Annotated in this window: 15 protein-coding genes and 1 pseudogene; 11 read left to right on the top strand and 5 right to left on the bottom strand. The window is 62.0% G+C overall.

What is annotated here, in order from left to right:
- Positions 1–171 precede the first annotated feature (171 nt).
- On the bottom strand, positions 172–1131 hold the full coding sequence (gene fepB / locus LGM20_RS18520; protein ID WP_032455076.1) for a Fe2+-enterobactin ABC transporter substrate-binding protein: 960 nt from the start codon (positions 1129–1131) through the stop codon (positions 172–174).
- 188 nt (positions 1132–1319) lie between these two features.
- Between fepB and entC the strand changes: the two genes are divergently transcribed.
- The 7 genes from entC to LGM20_RS18485 all read left to right on the top strand — a co-directional run bounded on the left by entC (position 1320) and on the right by LGM20_RS18485 (position 8778).
- Positions 1320–2495 carry an isochorismate synthase EntC gene (gene entC, locus LGM20_RS18515; protein ID WP_044521547.1) on the top strand — a complete coding sequence of 392 codons (1176 nt, stop codon included), beginning with the start codon at positions 1320–1322 and terminating at the stop codon, positions 2493–2495.
- A gap of 9 nt (positions 2496–2504) precedes the next feature.
- Positions 2505–4112 (top strand): (2,3-dihydroxybenzoyl)adenylate synthase EntE, encoded by a 1608-nt coding sequence (gene entE / locus LGM20_RS18510; RefSeq protein WP_044521550.1) that lies wholly within the window; start codon positions 2505–2507, stop codon positions 4110–4112.
- Positions 4113–4125: 13 nt separating this feature from the next.
- Entirely contained in the window at positions 4126–4977 is an 852-nt protein-coding gene (gene entB, locus LGM20_RS18505; protein ID WP_044521552.1) for an enterobactin biosynthesis bifunctional isochorismatase/aryl carrier protein EntB, read from the top strand.
- An 8-nt stretch (positions 4978–4985) separates the two neighbouring features.
- Positions 4986–5732 (top strand): 2,3-dihydro-2,3-dihydroxybenzoate dehydrogenase EntA, encoded by a 747-nt coding sequence (gene entA, locus LGM20_RS18500; protein ID WP_087672169.1) that lies wholly within the window; start codon positions 4986–4988, stop codon positions 5730–5732.
- Positions 5733–6146: a proofreading thioesterase EntH gene (gene entH, locus LGM20_RS18495; RefSeq protein ID WP_023288788.1), complete on the top strand. Its 414-nt coding sequence runs from the start codon at positions 5733–5735 to the stop codon at positions 6144–6146. It begins immediately after the preceding gene.
- Between the two features lie 268 nt (positions 6147–6414).
- The gene (cstA, locus tag LGM20_RS18490) at positions 6415–8520 is read left to right on the top strand and encodes a pyruvate/proton symporter CstA (RefSeq protein WP_023288789.1); all 2106 of its coding nucleotides are present in this window, start codon (positions 6415–6417) and stop codon (positions 8518–8520) included.
- Between the two features lie 60 nt (positions 8521–8580).
- Complete coding sequence (locus LGM20_RS18485; RefSeq protein WP_023288790.1) at positions 8581–8778, top strand: YbdD/YjiX family protein; 198 nt, start codon at positions 8581–8583, stop codon at positions 8776–8778.
- Here LGM20_RS18485 and LGM20_RS18480 read toward each other — a convergent pair.
- The 4 genes and pseudogenes from LGM20_RS18480 to LGM20_RS18465 all read right to left on the bottom strand — a co-directional run bounded on the left by LGM20_RS18480 (position 8775) and on the right by LGM20_RS18465 (position 11359).
- Complete coding sequence (locus LGM20_RS18480; protein WP_044521555.1) at positions 8775–9179, bottom strand: helix-turn-helix domain-containing protein; 405 nt, start codon at positions 9177–9179, stop codon at positions 8775–8777. The genes LGM20_RS18485 and LGM20_RS18480 overlap by 4 nt on opposite strands.
- Positions 9154–9237: pseudogene (locus LGM20_RS26645) on the bottom strand (type II toxin-antitoxin system RelE family toxin); the annotation flags it as partial. The pseudogene LGM20_RS26645 and the gene LGM20_RS18480, both read right to left, overlap by 26 nt.
- A gap of 232 nt (positions 9238–9469) precedes the next feature.
- Entirely contained in the window at positions 9470–10213 is a 744-nt protein-coding gene (locus LGM20_RS18470) for an SDR family NAD(P)-dependent oxidoreductase (protein WP_023288792.1), read from the bottom strand.
- Positions 10214–10270: 57 nt separating this feature from the next.
- Complete coding sequence (locus LGM20_RS18465; protein ID WP_044521557.1) at positions 10271–11359, bottom strand: oxidoreductase; 1089 nt, start codon at positions 11357–11359, stop codon at positions 10271–10273.
- A gap of 163 nt (positions 11360–11522) precedes the next feature.
- Between LGM20_RS18465 and LGM20_RS18460 the strand changes: the two genes are divergently transcribed.
- The 4 genes from LGM20_RS18460 to LGM20_RS18445 all read left to right on the top strand — a co-directional run bounded on the left by LGM20_RS18460 (position 11523) and on the right by LGM20_RS18445 (position 16464).
- Positions 11523–13025 (top strand): sugar ABC transporter ATP-binding protein, encoded by a 1503-nt coding sequence (locus LGM20_RS18460; protein WP_044521558.1) that lies wholly within the window; start codon positions 11523–11525, stop codon positions 13023–13025.
- Entirely contained in the window at positions 13022–14020 is a 999-nt protein-coding gene (locus LGM20_RS18455; RefSeq protein ID WP_044521561.1) for an ABC transporter permease, read from the top strand. Before LGM20_RS18460 ends, LGM20_RS18455 begins: the two co-directional genes overlap by 4 nt.
- A gap of 20 nt (positions 14021–14040) precedes the next feature.
- Complete coding sequence (locus tag LGM20_RS18450) at positions 14041–15105, top strand: sugar ABC transporter substrate-binding protein (RefSeq protein WP_044521563.1); 1065 nt, start codon at positions 14041–14043, stop codon at positions 15103–15105.
- A 117-nt stretch (positions 15106–15222) separates the two neighbouring features.
- The gene (locus LGM20_RS18445) at positions 15223–16464 is read left to right on the top strand and encodes an LVIVD repeat-containing protein (RefSeq protein ID WP_044521566.1); all 1242 of its coding nucleotides are present in this window, start codon (positions 15223–15225) and stop codon (positions 16462–16464) included.
- The last annotated feature ends 590 nt before the right edge of the window (positions 16465–17054 follow it).

Below are 17054 nucleotides of genomic sequence, written 5' to 3'. Positions count from 1 at the left end.
CCGCCCGGCAAGGTGTTCCGACCGCGTACCCGTCCTGATGCCCGGTGGCGGCTACGCCTTACCGGGCCGAAGGTCTGGCCTGGAGGGCGCAAGCATTGTAGGCCGGTGCAAGCGTAGCGCCGCCCGGCAAAGCGTTCAGGCCGCGTACCCGTCCCGATGGCACGGCCCGCATTAGCCGAACAGGCTGGAGAGACGCTGGAGCACCAGCAGGGCGCTGTAGTAGTCAAGACGGAAGGTCTCGGTGCCCAGCGGGTAAACGCGTTTGCCTTCGACCGCCGGGAGATGCGCCAGCAGCGGGTTGGCGTAAATGGCATCGACATCTTTCTGGTCGCCGGCGAACAGGAACAGGCTCTGGCCGTTCAGACCTGCCGCCAGATTCTCCCCGCCCAGCTGCACGATATCGTGGCGTTTGCCTTGACTATGGCTGGCGGGCAGGCCGCCCGGCAGCGTCGCCAGGCTAAAGCCCAGCTGTTCGAGCATCTGCCCCTGGGCCGATTCCGGCGTCCAGATATTGGCGCTGTGCGCGGCGGCGGTATAGACGAGGGCGGTGACCGGCTGCGGCGGCAGCTTCATTTTTTCTTTTAACGAAACGAGCTGTTTATTGAAGTCGGCGATGCGCGCGCTGGCCTGCTGCTCATGGCCGGTGATCTGCCCCAACTGGGTAAGCAGCGTTTGCCAGCTTTTATCGTCATAGTTGATGACCAGCGTCGGGGCGATCGTTTTGAGCTGATCGTACAGCGGCAGGGCGGAGTCGCCGCCGGTGGCGCTCACCAGGATCAGATCCGGCATCTGGGCGGCCACCGCTTCCGCGCTCGGTTCGCCGATGTACAGCCGCGTCAGCTTGCGGGCTTTGGCGACCTCACTCCACTGGCGCAGAAAGCCCTGGCTATCGGCCACGCGGTTGTTCGGGGTGGTGGCGCCGCTGGCGACCACCGGGGCGTCGATCGCCAGCAGCGAGCCGGTGAGGGTCACGCTGGTGGAGACAATGCGCAGCGGCTGGCTCGGCAGGGTGTGCGTCCCGTAGCTGTCGGTGACCTGGCGCGGCCAGTCCGCCGCCTGGGCTGAGGTAATTCCTAAAAACAACAGCATCCCGGCCAGCGCGCCGCGGCGGTAAAAAGAAGAGAAGTTCACGTCATCGCATCCTGATTCGAAGGGTAATAAATGCGTCTCATTTTCAACTTTGCGCCGACAGGATGCAAGCCAAAGTGGCGGCGCGATGACGTAACGCGGTTGACATGACGGGCAATACCTTTTAGGTTAGCCAACCAAAATACAAATGATAATTATTCGTAATATATTTATCGTTTTTGGAGGATGATATGGAAACGTCACTGGCTGAGGATGTACAGAAATCTACCCGGACCTTATCGCCGGACAGCTTCTTCTTTATGTCGCCGTACCGCAGTTTTAGCACCTCAGGCTGCTTCCGCCGCTTCTCAGCGCCCGCCGACGGCGGCGATGCGCTGAATGGCGTGTTCCAGCAGCAGATGGCCGCCGCCTTTGCCGAGGCCCGGGCGGCGGGGATCCGCAAGCCGGTCATGGTTGGGGCCATCCCGTTCGACACCTGTCAGCCTTCCGAGCTCTATATCCCGGAGCGCTGGGAAGCGTTCTCGCGCCCGGAAAAACAGCGTTCCGCCCGCTATGCCGCGCCGCTGGAGACGATGGAGGTGGTGGAGCGCCGGGAGATCCCGGAACAGGATGCGTTTTTAGCCATGGTGGAACGCGCCGCCGCGCTGACCGCCACGCCGGAAGTGGACAAAGTGGTGCTATCACGACTTATCGATATCACCACCCGCGATCCTGTCGATAGCGGCGCCCTGATGGAGCGACTGATCGCCCAGAACCCCGCCAGCTTCAACTTCCATGTGCCGCTCTCCGACGGCGGCGTGCTGCTGGGCGCCAGCCCGGAGCTGCTGCTGCGTAAAGAAGGACCACACTTCAGCTCGCTGCCGCTGGCCGGCTCCGCCCGCCGCCAGCCGGACGATGTGCTGGACCGCGAAGCGGGCAACAGGCTGCTGGCATCCGGCAAAGATCGCCACGAGCACGAACTGGTGACCCAGGCGATGAAGAGCGTGCTGGGCCCGCGCAGCAGCCAGCTGTCGCTGCCGGCATCGCCGCAGCTGATCACCACCCCGACGCTCTGGCATCTGGCGACGCCGATCGAGGGCACGGCGCTGGCGGAAGAAAACGCCATGTCGCTGGCCTGCCTGCTGCACCCGACTCCGGCGCTGAGCGGCTTCCCGCACCAGGCGGCGAAGCGCCTGATTGCCGACCTGGAACCCTTCGACCGCCAGCTGTTCGGCGGCATCGTCGGCTGGTGTGACGATGAAGGCAACGGCGAATGGGTGGTGACCATCCGCTGCGCGCGTCTGCAGCAGCGTACGCTGCGCCTGTTTGCCGGCGCGGGCATCGTTCCGGCCTCCTCGCCGCTGGGCGAATGGCGCGAAACCGGCGTCAAACTGACCACCATGCTTAACGTATTTGGCTTGAATTAAGAGGCAAGGATGATTGCATTTACCCGTTGGCCGGATGAGTTCGCGGCCCGCTATCGCCAAAAAGGCTACTGGCAGGATCTGCCATTAACCAATCTGATCACCCGTCACGCGGAAAACGACGCCGTGGCGATTATCGATGGCGATCAACACATTAGCTACCGCCAGTTTAACCAGCGGGTGGACAACCTTGCCTGCTCTCTGCAGCGTCAGGGACTGAAGCGCGGGGAAACCGCGCTGGTGCAGCTGGGCAACGTCGCCGAGTTTTACATCACCTTCTTCGCGCTGCTGCGTATCGGCGTCGCGCCGGTGAACGCGTTGTTCAGCCACCAGCGCAGCGAGCTTAACGCCTACGCCGCACAGATTAAACCGGCGCTGCTGATCGCCGACCGCGAGCACGCGCTGTTTGCCGACGATAGCTTTCTTCACGCGTTTATCGCTGAACATCCTTCCCTGCGCGTGGCGCTGCTGCGTAACGACGGCGGCGAGCGCGATCTGGCGACGGAGATTAACCGCCCGGCGGATAACTTTATCGCTAACCCAACCCCTGCCGACGAAGTGGCCTTTTTCCAGCTCTCCGGCGGCAGCACCGGGACGCCGAAGCTGATCCCGCGTACCCATAACGACTACGACTACAGCATTCGCCGCAGCAACGAGATCTGCGGGATTAACGCTGAGACGCGCTACCTCAACGCGCTGCCGGCGGCACATAACTATGCGATGAGCTCCCCGGGGTCGCTGGGCGTATTCCTCGCCGGCGGGCGGGTGATCCTTGCCGCCGACCCCAGCGCCACCCTCTGTTTCCCGCTGATTGAAAAACATCAGATCAACGTCGCCTCGCTGGTGCCGCCGGCGGTCAGCCTGTGGCTGCAGGCGATCCATGAATGGGGCGGCAATGCCCAGCTGCAGTCGCTGCAGCTGCTGCAGGTCGGCGGCGCGCGCCTGTCGGCGACCCTTGCCGCGCGCATCCCGGCGGAAATTGGCTGCCAGCTGCAGCAGGTGTTCGGCATGGCGGAGGGGCTGGTGAATTACACCCGCCTTAACGACAGCCCTGAGCGGATCATTCATACCCAGGGCTGCCCGATGTGCCCGGACGATGAAGTGTGGGTGGCGGATGCCGACGGCAACCCGCTGCCGCGCGGCGAAGTGGGCCGCCTGATGACCCGCGGGCCGTACACCTTCCGCGGCTACTACAACAGCCCGCAGCATAACGCGGAAGCCTTTGACGCCGACGGGTTTTACTGTTCCGGCGATCTGATATCGATCGATGAAGACGGGTATATCACCGTCCAGGGCCGGGAAAAAGACCAGATCAACCGCGGCGGCGAGAAGATCGCCGCCGAAGAGATCGAAAACCTGCTGCTGCGCCATGAGGCGGTGATCCACGCCGCGCTGGTCAGCATTGAGGACAACCTGCTGGGCGAGAAGAGCTGCGCTTACCTGGTGGCGACCTCGCCGCTGCGCGCCGTCGCGGTGCGCCGCTTCCTGCGCGAGCAGGGGGTGGCTGAATTTAAACTGCCGGACCGCGTGGAGTGCGTTGCCGCGCTGCCGCTGACGCCGGTGGGCAAAGTCGATAAGAAACAATTACGTCAGTGGCTGGCCGAAGGCAAGCTGGGCTGAAGGAGAACAGAAAATGGCAATCCCTAAATTACAGGCTTACGCGCTGCCGGAAGCCAGCGATATCCCGGCGAACAAAGTCAGCTGGGCCTTTGAGCCTTCCCGCGCCGCGTTGCTGATCCACGATATGCAGGAGTATTTCCTCAATTTCTGGGGCGAAAACAGCGCGATGATGGAGAAAGTGGTGGCCAATATCGCCGCCCTGCGCGACTTCTGCAAACAGAACGGCATTCCGGTGTACTACACCGCCCAGCCGAAAGAGCAGAGCGATGAAGATCGCGCGCTGCTGAATGATATGTGGGGGCCGGGGCTGACCCGTTCGCCGGAGCAGCAGCAGGTGATTGCCGCCCTGGCGCCGGATGAAGACGACACCGTGCTGGTGAAATGGCGCTACAGCGCGTTTCATCGCTCGCCGCTGGAGACGATGCTGAAGGAGAGCGGCCGCGACCAGCTGATCATCACCGGCGTGTATGCCCATATCGGCTGCATGACCACCGCCACCGACGCCTTTATGCGCGATATCAAACCGTTCTTTGTCGCCGACGCGCTGGCGGACTTCAGCCGCGAAGAGCACCTGATGGCGCTGAAATACGTCGCCGGCCGCTCCGGCCGCGTGGTGATGACCGAAGCGCTGTTGCCGCTGCCGGCCTCCAAAGCGGCGCTGCGCGCGCTGATCCTGCCGCTGCTCGACGAATCCGACGAACCGCTGGATGATGAAAACCTGATCGACTACGGTCTGGATTCGGTGCGGATGATGGCCCTGGCCGCCCGCTGGCGCAAAGTTCACGGCGATATCGACTTCGTGATGCTGGCGAAAAACCCGACCATCGACGCCTGGTGGGCGCTGCTTTCCCGCGAGGTGAGATAATGGCGGCGCTGGATTTTCGCGGCCAGACCGTGTGGGTGACCGGCGCAGGTAAAGGGATCGGTTATGCCACCGCGCTGGCTTTTGTGGAGGCCGGCGCCAACGTCACCGGTTTCGACCTCGCCTTTGACGGCGAACGCTACCCGTTTGCGACCGAAACGCTGGACGTCGCCGATGCCGACCGGGTGCGCGAGGTGTGCAGCCGCCTGTTGGCGAACACCGAGCGGTTAGACGTGCTGGTGAACGCCGCCGGGATCCTGCGCATGGGCGCCACCGACCAGCTAAGCGCGGAAGACTGGCAGCAGACCTTCGCGGTCAACGTCGGCGGGGCGTTCAACCTGTTTCAGCAGACGATGGCCCAGTTCCGTCGCCAGCGGGGCGGGGCCATCGTCACCGTCGCCTCCGATGCCGCGCACACGCCGCGCATCGGCATGAGCGCCTATGGCGCCTCGAAGGCGGCGCTGAAAAGCCTGGCGCTGACCGTCGGCCTTGAGCTGGCGGGCAGCGGGGTGCGCTGTAATCTGGTCTCGCCGGGCTCTACCGATACCGATATGCAGCGCACGCTGTGGGTCAGCGACGATGCGGAGCAGCAACGGATCCGCGGTTTCGGCGAGCAGTTTAAGCTCGGCATCCCGCTGGGTAAGATTGCCCGCCCGCAGGAGATTGCCAATACCATTCTGTTCCTCGCCTCTGCTCATGCCAGCCATATCACCCTGCAGGATATCGTGGTGGACGGCGGCTCGACGCTGGGGGCGTAAATGGCCTGGAAACGAGCGCTCACGCTGGCGGCGCTGAACGCCAGCAGCGAAAACACCCTGGTGGCGCATCTGGGGATCGTCTACACCCGGCTGGAGGCGGGGCTGCTGGAGGCGGAGATGCCGGTGGATGCCCGCACCCATCAGCCGTTTGGCCTGCTGCACGGCGGCGCTTCAGCGGCGCTGGCGGAGACGCTGGGGTCGATGGCCGGCTGGCTGATGACCGACGAGGGGCAGTGCGTGGTCGGCACCGAGCTGAACGCCACCCATCACCGGGCGGTCTCCAGCGGGAAAGTGCGCGGCGAGTGCCGCCCGCTGCATCTTGGCCGGCAGAGCCAGAGCTGGGAGATTGTGGTGTATGACGAGAAGGGGCGGCGCTGCTGCACCTGTCGTCTGGGCACCGCGGTGCTGGGCTAAGTAGCCACGCTTTCCCCGGCTTGCGCTGCGCTTAGCCGGACTACGGATCTGTAGGTCGGGTAAGGCGTTAGCCGCCACCCGACAAACAAACGGCACCGTTCACGATAATCCTTTCATTCATTTTCCTGCCTTAAGTGATCTCGCTAGCAATGTGAGACAAATCTCTGTGGGTGGACGGCATCTGCGCTGTTTCGATGTTGTTAAATTCTGCGTTGTGTTCTAGAAACAAACTGTAACATCCTGATTACCCTACCGGTGGACCACAACAATGAATAATTCAGGGAAATACCTTATCTGGGCACTGCTCTCCGTGATCGGAGCCTTTGCCCTCGGCTACATTGCTTTAAACCGGGGTGAGCAGATCAACGCGCTGTGGATTGTCGTCGCGGCAGTCTGCGTTTATCTGATCGCGTATCGTTTTTATGGCCTGTATATCGCCAAAACCGTGCTCGGCGTCGACCCGACGCGCATGACGCCCGCGGTGCGGCATAACGATGGCCTCGACTATGTCCCGACTGACAAAAAAGTGCTGTTCGGTCACCATTTTGCCGCCATCGCCGGCGCGGGGCCGCTGGTGGGTCCGGTGCTCGCCGCGCAGATGGGCTATCTGCCGGGGATGATCTGGATCCTCGCCGGCGTAGTGCTGGCCGGGGCGGTGCAGGACTTTATGGTGCTGTTCGTTTCCACCCGTCGCGACGGCCGTTCGCTGGGCGAACTGGTGAAAGAGGAGATGGGGGCGACCGCCGGGGTGATTGCCCTGGTGGCGACCTTTATGATCATGGTGATCATCCTCGCGGTGCTGGCGATGATCGTGGTGAAAGCGCTGACCCACAGCCCGTGGGGAACCTATACCGTGGCCTTTACCATTCCGCTGGCGCTGTTTATGGGGATCTACATTCGCTATCTGCGCCCGGGGCGCATTGGCGAAGTGTCGGTGATTGGGCTGGTATTGCTGGTGTTCGCCATTATCTCCGGCGGCTGGGTAGCGGAAAGCCCGACCTGGGCGCCGTTCTTTGACTTTACCGGCGTCCAGCTCACCTGGATGCTGGTGGGCTACGGCTTTGTCGCCGCGGTGCTGCCGGTCTGGCTGCTGCTCGCCCCGCGCGACTACCTCTCCACCTTCCTGAAAATCGGCACTATCGTCGGTCTGGCGATCGGCATTCTGATTATGCGTCCGACCCTGACCATGCCGGCGCTGACCAAATTTATCGACGGCACTGGCCCGGTATGGACTGGCAACCTGTTCCCGTTCCTGTTTATCACCATCGCTTGCGGCGCGGTGTCGGGCTTCCACGCCCTGATTGCCTCCGGTACCACGCCGAAGATGCTGGCGAATGAAAATCAGGCCTGCTTTATCGGCTACGGCGGCATGCTGATGGAATCCTTCGTGGCGATTATGGCGCTGGTGGCCGCCTGTATCATTGACCCGGGCGTCTACTTCGCGATGAACAGCCCGATGGCGGTGCTGGCGCCGGCGGGAACCACCGATGTGGTGGCGTCGGCGGCGCAGGTGGTGAGCGGTTGGGGCTTTGCGATTACCCCGGAAACGTTGACGCATATCGCGAATGAGGTGGGCGAGCAGTCCATCATCTCCCGCGCCGGCGGGGCGCCTACGCTGGCGGTGGGCATGGCCTACATTCTCCACGGCGCGCTGGGCGGGTTGATGGACGTCTCGTTCTGGTACCACTTTGCCATTCTGTTTGAAGCGCTGTTTATCCTGACGGCGGTGGATGCCGGCACCCGTGCGGCGCGCTTTATGCTGCAGGATCTGCTGGGGGTGATCTCCCCGAACCTGAAGCGTACTGACTCTTTACCGGCTAACCTGCTGGCGACGGCGCTGTGCGTGCTGGCGTGGGGCTACTTCCTCCATCAGGGAGTGGTCGATCCGCTGGGCGGCATTAACACCCTGTGGCCGCTGTTCGGTATCGCCAACCAGATGCTGGCGGGGATGGCGCTGATGCTCTGCGCAGTGGTGCTGTTCAAGATGAAACGTCAGCGCTATGCGTGGGTGGCGCTGGTGCCGACGGCCTGGCTGCTGATCTGTACCCTCACCGCCGGCTGGCAGAAGGCCTTCAGCCCGGACAATAAAGTGGGCTTCCTGGCGATTGCCAACAAGTTCCAGGCGATGATCGACAGCGGCAAAATCCCGGCGCAGTACACCGAGTCGCAGCTGGCGCAGCTGGTGTTTAACAACCGTCTCGATGCCGGGCTGACCATCTTCTTTATGATCGTGGTGGTGGTGCTGGCGCTGTTCTCGATTAAAACCGCGCTGGCGGCGCTGAAAGAGAATAAACCGACGGCGAAAGAGACACCGTATGAGCCAATGCCTGAAAACCTGGACGCGATAGTGACCCAGGCGAAAGGGGCGCATTAACCTGTGTGCCGGGTGGCGGCTTCGCCTTACCCGGCGTACTTTTTCTGTGAGATCAGAATTATGTTCGACACCCTTTCCAAAGCAGGTAAGTACCTGGGCCAGGCCGCCAAAATGATGATCGGCGTGCCGGATTACGACAACTACGTCGAGCACATGCGCGTCAACCATCCGGATCAGACGCCAATGACCTACGAAGCATTTTTCCGCGAACGCCAGGACGCCCGCTACGGCGGCAAGGGCGGGGCGAAGTGCTGTTAACCCTCTTTCGGCAGATAGAGGCTGATCTGCTCCTGCTTACAGCCGTAGAGCGCCGCCAGCTTCTCGCGGGTGCGCTTCTGCGGACGGGAGTCCAGCGCTTCCAGCTGTGACACGGCGGACTGGCTGATGCCGAGCTTTTCGGCGACCTCCTGCTGGGACATCCCGCGCAGGATGCGCCACGCAGCCTGCAGGCTGACGTTTTCTTTATGCATCACGTCGCATACTTCGCCTGGCAGCATGACGTTATCATAGATGTCTGATTCATAAGGAATATCTTCCCAGTCCCTTTCATCCTCGTCGTCGTACTCCAGCAGAGCCAGGCGCATACGAAAGTAATCACTGTAAGGAATGACGACATACTGGTCTTTTCCTTCTTCATCCTTGATGTACTGAATAGTCATATTCGGCATGCTCCTCATGCAGGTAGGTGGTGGTGGTTCGGCGTTTAACCGCCACTATCGATTTTAGAAAATGGCTTATCTGCCGTTTTTGACCAGACAATCTTCATCCGTACCTCCACTGTGCGACCACACAAAATATAAGGAAATAATAAGACTATTAGATAAATCCCGAATTTCTTATGGGGTAGGGTAGAGCGGAGAAAAAACGCAGGTAAGCGGCAAAACGCAACCCGTCGAGGCGGCTCGAAAAGGCCTCTGCCGGGCGACAGAGGCTTGCAGAAAATGTGCGATCAGGCGTTCAAACCGCCATCCACATCCAAACCGGTGCCGGAGATCTGCCCGGCGGCCGGGCTGGCGAGGAAGGTGACCGCCGCGGCGATGTCTTCCGGCTGGCCGTAGTGACCTAACGCAATAAGTTGACGCTGGGCATCGGCCTGCTCGCCGTCTTCCGGGTTCATATCGCTGTTGGTCGGGCCGGGATGGACGAGGTTAACGGTGATCCCGCGGGGGCCTAAATCGCGCGCCAGGCCGCGGGTAAGGGAGTTGAGGGCGGACTTGGTCATCGAGTAAACCGCGATGCCCGGCTGCGCCACGCGGTTAGCCAGACAGCTGCCGATGTTGATGATGCGCCCGCCGTCTGACATATGCACCAGCGCCTCCTGGATGGCGATAACCACCCCACGAATATTGACGTTGATAAGCGCGTCGATGTCCGCCAGCGTCATGGACTCCAGCGGGCCGCCGCGCGCGATCCCGGCGTTGTTGACCAGAATGTCCAGCCCGCCGAGGGAACGCGCCGCATGGGTGACGGCATCCTGAATCGCCTGCGCGCTGGCGCTGTCGGCCTGCACCGCTTCACCGTGCCGGCCCAGCGCTTTTATTTCATCGGCGACCGCCTGGGCTTTATCGGCCGATTTTTCATACGTAATAACCACATCGGCGCCGGCGCGCGCCAGCGACAGGGCGATAGCACGACCCAACCCACGGCTGGCGCCGGTAACCAGCGCCTTCTTACCTGTTAAATCGATCTGCATGATGACCTCGTTGCGAGAGTGGTGAGAATCATCATTAGGTATAGACGGTCGGGGTGATTAACGGCTGAAGTATTCCACCTTCTCAAACGCCGCGCGCAGAACCTCAGGGGTTAACGTCACCGGTAAATAGTGAATCGACTCGCCCGGGCGCAGGGTATGGGCAATGACCCGGTCAAGCTCTGCGCGGTTAGTGATATCGACCTCCAGCGCCGCCAGCGTCGCCGGCAGGTTAAAGCGCTGCCAGGCCTGCACCAGCTGCGCCAGGACCTCATCCTGACCGAGCAGGGCGCTTTGCACCAGAATGCCGTAGGCCACCTTGGTGCCGTGGAGGAATTTATCCGTCTGCGGCAGCACCGTCAGCCCGTTATGCACCGCGTGGGCGGCGGCGACCCGGGTGTAACGTTCCCCCAGCCCGCCAACCATCCCGCCGCCGGCGATAACCGCATCCACCACATCGCGAAACGCCTGGCTCAGCTCGCCGCGGCGCTGGTCCGCCAGCGCCGTTTCGCTGCTGGCCAGCAGCACGTCGCGGATCGCCAGCGCGCCGTTAATCCCCAGCCGCACGGTGAGCGGCAGGGCCTCCGGCTGCGGCGCCAGCACCACTGCCTCATACCATTTGGCTAAGGTGTCGCCAATGCCCGCCAGCAGGTACTCCGCCGGGGCGTTGAGAATGATGCGCGGCTCGACCAGCACCAGGAAATTCGCGTCATCGAAGATCTCAAAATTCAGGGCCTGTCCGGCGTCGCTGTACCACACCGACAGCGGCGTCCATGCCGCGCAGGTGGCGGCGATGGTCGGGATGGCCACCAGCGGAACCCCCAGGCGGCGGGCCAGCACTTTCGCGCTGTCGAGCAGCGCGCCGCCGCCTACGCCAATCACTACCGCCCGATCGTCACCTGAGGCCTGCGCCAGCGCCGCCACATCGCGTTCGCTGCAGTGGCCGGTAAAGCGGATCTTTTTTGCCTCCGGCAGGTGGAAGGCCGCCGGCAGAAAAGGTTCGGCGCCGGCCAGGGCGCGCTCGCCATAGACCCACACCGCCCGCGATAGCTGGTCGGCGTTAAAAAAATCGCTTAACCGCTGAAGGCTGCCAGGGTGGGAGAAATAGTTGGCCGGGCCGGGCACGACGCGGATTTCGCTGTTGCTCATGAAAGCTGTCCTTATAGGTGTTGGGCTAACCTGATGTTATGTCTGGACATCCAGATGGCTAATATTATTTCGTTGTATCTTATGCTTTTTACGCAGTTGTCAGCCAGCGGCGGCTATGAAAAATTCGTTAAATCAGAAGATTAATTGCCGCACGGGAGCAGTGATGAGCGCGAATCGCCTTGAGATGCATAACATTAGCCTGGCCTTCTCCGGCTTTCAGGCGCTGAACAAGGTGGCCTTCACCCTTCATGGCGGGTCGGTGCATGCCCTGACCGGCGCCAACGGCGCGGGTAAGTCGACGCTGATGGCGGTGCTGTGCGGCACCCACGCCCATTATCAGGGCGAAGTGACGATCAATAACCAGTCGGTCACTATTCGTTCGCCTCGGGATGCCAAACAGCTGGGGATCCACCTGGTGCAGCAGGAGGTGGACGTGGCGCTGGTGCCGGGCCTGAGCATTGCCGAAAACATCATGCTGGACAGGCTGGCGGAGCCGGGGACGACCTTCCGCTGGTCGCGGGTTCGGCAGCTGGCGCGCGAGGCGCTGGCGCAGCTGGACGTGGCGCTGGACGTCAGGCGCTCTATTGACAGCTGCACGCTCGCCGAAAAACAGCAGATCCTGCTGGCCCGCGCCCTGTCGCACCATTGCCGCTTTCTGATCCTCGATGAACCCACCGCGCCGCTGGATCAGCATGAAAGCGAACGCCTGTTTGCGGTGGTACGCCGTCTGCAGCAGCAGGGGATCGGGGTGGTGTTTATTTCGCACCGCATCCACGAGCTGAAGGCGATCTGCGACACCCTGACGGTGCTGCGCGACGGGCGTCTGATTGAGAGCGGCCCGATGGCGCCGCTGAGCGGGGAACAGATTGTCGAAAAGATGCTGGGCCACGAGCTGAGCGATATCTTCCCGCCGCCGCGTCCGCCGCACGGTGAAGACGTGCTGCTGCAGGTGGAAGGGCTGCACGATGAGGCGCTGCTGCAGGATATCTCGCTGCGCCTGCGTAAGGGGGAAATTCTGGGTATCGCCGGGCTGGCCGGGGCGGGCAAAACCGAGCTGTGCAAAGCGCTGTTCGGCGCCAGCAAAAGCCGGGTGCAGCGCGGCGAGCTGAACGGCCAGCCGTGGCGGCCGCGGGATCCCGCCGACTCGGTGGGGCGCGGCCTGGCGCTGGTCCCGGAGGAGCGGCGCAAAGAGGGCATTTTCATCGAAGAGCCGATCGCGATGAACCTGGCGGTCAGCGCCGATAACCACTTTTCGCGCTGGAGCCTGTTCGGCCATCGCCAGGCCTGGCGCTGGGCGGAGGAGGTGATTGCCCGCCTCGGCGTGCGCGCCACCGGTCCCGGTCAGACGCTGCGCCGTCTGTCCGGCGGCAATCAGCAGAAGGTGGCCATTGGCAAATGGTTGCGCGGCGATGCCAACGTTTTGATTTTTGACGAACCGACCAAAGGGGTCGATGTGAAAGCGAAAACCGATCTGTTCATGCTGATCGATGGTCTGGCGCGGGAAGGCAAAGGGGTGATTTATGCCTCGGGTGAATTCGCCGAGCTGGTCGGTTTATGCGACCGCATCTGCGTACTATGGGACGGACGGATCGTGGCGGAGATCCCCGGCGCGGAAGCCCGGGAAGAGACACTGCTTTATTATTCAACCGGAGGAGCGGCAGCGTGAGCAAGGCCCTGGCAGTGAACGCGACGGTATCGGGCCGTCAGCGATTTTTTGATTTTCTCTATAAGTGGGGCATGTTGCTGACCGTGGTGCTGCTGGTGGCGGTCTTTGGCTTCGCCTCGGACAACTTCCTTGACCCGTTCAACATCATCAACATTCTGCGCTCGATAGCCATCGTGACGGTGATTGCCATTGGGGTGTCGATTTCCCTCACCATCGGCGGCTTCGATCTGTCCGTCGGATCGACGGCGTCGCTGGCCAACGCCCTGGTGATCTCTCTGTTTGTCTGGCACGGCCTGGGGACCACCGAAGCCATTCTGATCACCCTCGCGCTCTGCACCCTGGTGGGGTTGTTTAACGCCTTTCTGATCGTGGTGCTGCGCATCCCCGACATGCTCGCCACCCTGGCCAGCCTGTTTGTGATTCAGGGGGTGGCAATGACATACAGCTACGGCGGGTCGATTACCGAAAACATGGTGCTGCCGAGCGGCGAGATGGCAGAAGGCACCCTCCCGGCGGCATTTGGCGCGCTGGGCCAGGTGCCGACCATCGTCATCATCATGCTGGTGGTAACGCTGGTCGCCCAGCTGGCGCTGTCGTTTACCACCCACGGCCGGCGGATGTACGCCATCGGCGGCAACCCGGAGGCGGCGCGGCTCTCCGGCCTGCGGATCACGCGTTATAAAGTGGCGGCGTACGTGATTGCCTCGCTGCTGGCCGGGCTCGGCGGCATTCTGCTGGCCTCGCGTATCGGATCGTCGCAGGTTAACGCCGGCGGCGGCTATCTGATGGACGCGGTGGCGGCGGCCTGGATCGGCTTTTCGCTGGCCGGTTCCGGCAAACCGAACGCCCTGGGGACGCTGGTGGGGGCGGTGATCCTCGGCGTGCTCTCCAACGGGCTGGTGATGCTCTCGGTGCCGTATTACGCGATGGACATTATTAAAGGGCTGGTACTGGCTGGCGCGCTGGCACTGACCTATTTTCAGCGCCGTACTTAACATTTTACAGGGTAAACCGCATGAAAAAGATCGCACTCTCTCTCATTACGCTGGGTCTGCTGCAGTCGACGGCGGTGCTGGCCACCGCCCCGACGCCGACGCCGGCGGCCATTGCCGAACACAATGGCCCGATCCGCATTGCAGTGATCCGCAACCTGGGGTCTGACGATAACACCACCCAGTTTGTCGCCGGGGCGCTGCAGGAAGGCAAAAAGCTCGGTTTCAAAATCAGCACCTTCCTGAGCAACGGCGATGACGCCAAATTCCAGGACTTCGTCAACCAGGCGATCAGCCAGAAATACGACGGCATTATTCTCTCCCAGGGGCGTGACCCCTATTCGACGGCCCTGGTGAAGAAGGCGGTGGACGCCGGGATCAAAGTGGCGGTGTTCGATACCGCGGTGAGCGGCGAGATCCCCGGCGTGACGGTCAGCCAGCAGGATGACGCCTCACTGACCGATCTCTCCTTTGGCCAGCTGGTGAAAGACTTCAACGGCAAAGCCAACATCGTCAAGCTGTGGGTGGCGGGTTTCCCGCCAATGGAGCGCCGTCAGGCGGCTTACCAGACGCTGCTGAAGCAAAATCCGGGGATTAAAGAGCTGGAGTCGATCGGCGCCGTTTCGTCCGATGTGCAGGGCGACACTGCCAACAAGGTGGGGGCGATCCTCGCCAAATATCCGAAAGGGAAAATCGACGCTATCTGGGGCACCTGGGATGCCTTTAGCCAGGGGGCCTATAAGGCGCTGAAAGAGAACGGCCGCACCGAGATCAAACTCTACAGTATTGATATTTCCAACCAGGATCTGCAGCTGATGCGCGAAGCCGGCAGCCCGTGGAAGGTGAGCGTGGCGGTGGATCCGAAGCTTATCGGCGCGACCAACGTGCGGCTGATCGCCAATAAGATCGCCGGCGAGCCGACGCCGGCCACCTACGACTTCAAGGCGGCGGCGATCCCGCAGGCGCTGCTGGCGGCCCAGCCGGGGGCGGTGAACGTGGCCACGCTGGGGAAAATCATTCCGGGCTGGGGCCAGACGGAAGACTTTATCGCGCCGTGGTTTGCGACGCTGGAAGCGAAAAACAAATAAAACGAAGCCGGGTGGCGGCGGGGGCGGCCTGTTGCCCTTTCCCACAGGGAGAGGGGGAAAACCAACAGCGCCCGTAGGCCCGGTAAGCGCAGCGCCACCGGGCGAAAGGAATTCCCTATGTCAGCATTACCTTCCCCAGAATACAGCCGCAATATGCGGCTGATCGGCCATAGCGACCAGGGCGGTCGTCCGGACGGCGTCCAGCTGATGGTGCACCGCGGATTCGCCTATATCGGCCATATGGTGTCGCAGGGTTTTTCCGTGGTCGATGTTCGCGATCCGACCCGGCCCACCACGGTCAACTATATTGCCGCGCCGCCGGGCACCTGGAACGTGCACCTCCAGGCGCATGACGATCTGCTGCTGGTGATCAACGCCCGGGATCTGTTTGCCGACGCCCGTTTTGCCGATGAGAAGGTGTACTACACCCGCTCGGTGGGTGACACGGTCAGCGATGTGCAGGACAAAGGCTGGAGCGCCGGGCTGCGCGTGTTTGATATCTCCACGCCGGATAAGCCGCGTGAAATTGGCTTTCTGTCGCTGAGCGGTATCGGCATTCACCGCATCTGGTACGTCGGCGGCCGCTGGGCGTATGTGTCCGCGCTGATCGACGGTTTTACCGACTACATCTTCCTGACCATCGATCTGGCCGATCCGCGTAAACCGCAGGTTGCCGGGCGCTGGTGGCTGCCGGGGATGCACCAGGCGGGCGGTGAAACACCGGACTGGCCGCAGGGCAAACGCTATGCCCTGCACCACGCCATTATTGCCGGGGATACCGCCTACGGCAGCTGGCGCGACGGCGGCCTGACGCTGCTGGATGTCAAAGATCGTACCCAGCCGACGCTGATCAGCCATCGCAACTGGAGCCCGCCGTTCGGCGGCGGAACGCATACCGCGCTGCCGCTGCCGGATCGCGATCTGCTGGTGGTGCTGGATGAAGCGGTGCTCGACAATCAGGAGGACGGCGAGAAGCTGATCTGGCTGTTTGATATTCGCGAGCCGGCGAACCCGGTGAGTATCTCAACTTTCCCACAGCCTGACGAAATCGACTATGCGGCGAAAGGGGCGCACTTCGGGCCGCATAACCTGCATGAGAACCGGCCGGGGAGCTTTGTCAGCTCAACGCTTATCTTCGCCACCTATCAGAATGCCGGCGTGCGGGCGTACGATATTTCCAACCCGTATCGTCCGCTGGAGACCGGGGCGCTGGTGCCGGCTGCTCCTGAGAGGATGATGGATACCCGTCCCGGCCGCCCGCGGGTGATCCAGTCCTGCGATGTGTTTGTCGATGCGCAGGGCATTATCTACAGCACCGATTACAACGGCGGGCTGTCGGTGATTGAGTATCTGGGGTGAGGACAAGGTAAACGCAAAAAGGCAATGACAATTGCCTTTTTCTGGCTGATGACAAACCTGTTTCGTTATTGTGCTCGCATGTCTGCCGGGTGGCGGCTTTCGCCTTACCCGGCCTACAAAAGACTGCAATATCAAACCGTCATGCGGTTATCTGTAGGCCCGCGCAAGCGCAGCGCCGCCTGGTAATCCCTGAAGATTGCACTTTTTTAGGGTTTGCTTCCTCTCCCAGGGGAGAGGTCTGGGGTGAGGGCAAGGTCAACGCAAAATTGTGCTCGCATTTCTGCCGGGTGGCGGCTTTCGCCTTACCCGGCCTACAAAAGACTGCAATATCAAACCGTCATGCGGTTATCTGTAGGCCCGCGCAAGCGCAGCGCCGCCGGGCAATCCCTGAAGATTGCACTTTTTTAGGGTTTGCTCCCTCTCCCAGGGGAGAGGTCTGGGGTGAGGGCAAGGTCAACGCAAAATTGTGCTCGCATGTCTGTCGGGTGGCGGCTTTCGCCTTACCCGGCCTACAAAAGACTGCAATATCAAACCGTCATGCGGTTATCTGTAGGCCCGCGCAAGCGCAGCGCCGCCGGGCAATCCCAGAA

The sequence above is a fragment of the Klebsiella quasipneumoniae subsp. quasipneumoniae genome, assembly GCF_020525925.1.
Lineage (GTDB): Bacteria > Pseudomonadota > Gammaproteobacteria > Enterobacterales > Enterobacteriaceae > Klebsiella > Klebsiella quasipneumoniae.
The sequence above is the reverse complement of the archived record's forward strand: the minus strand, read 5'-3'. Positions and strand labels throughout refer to the sequence as shown.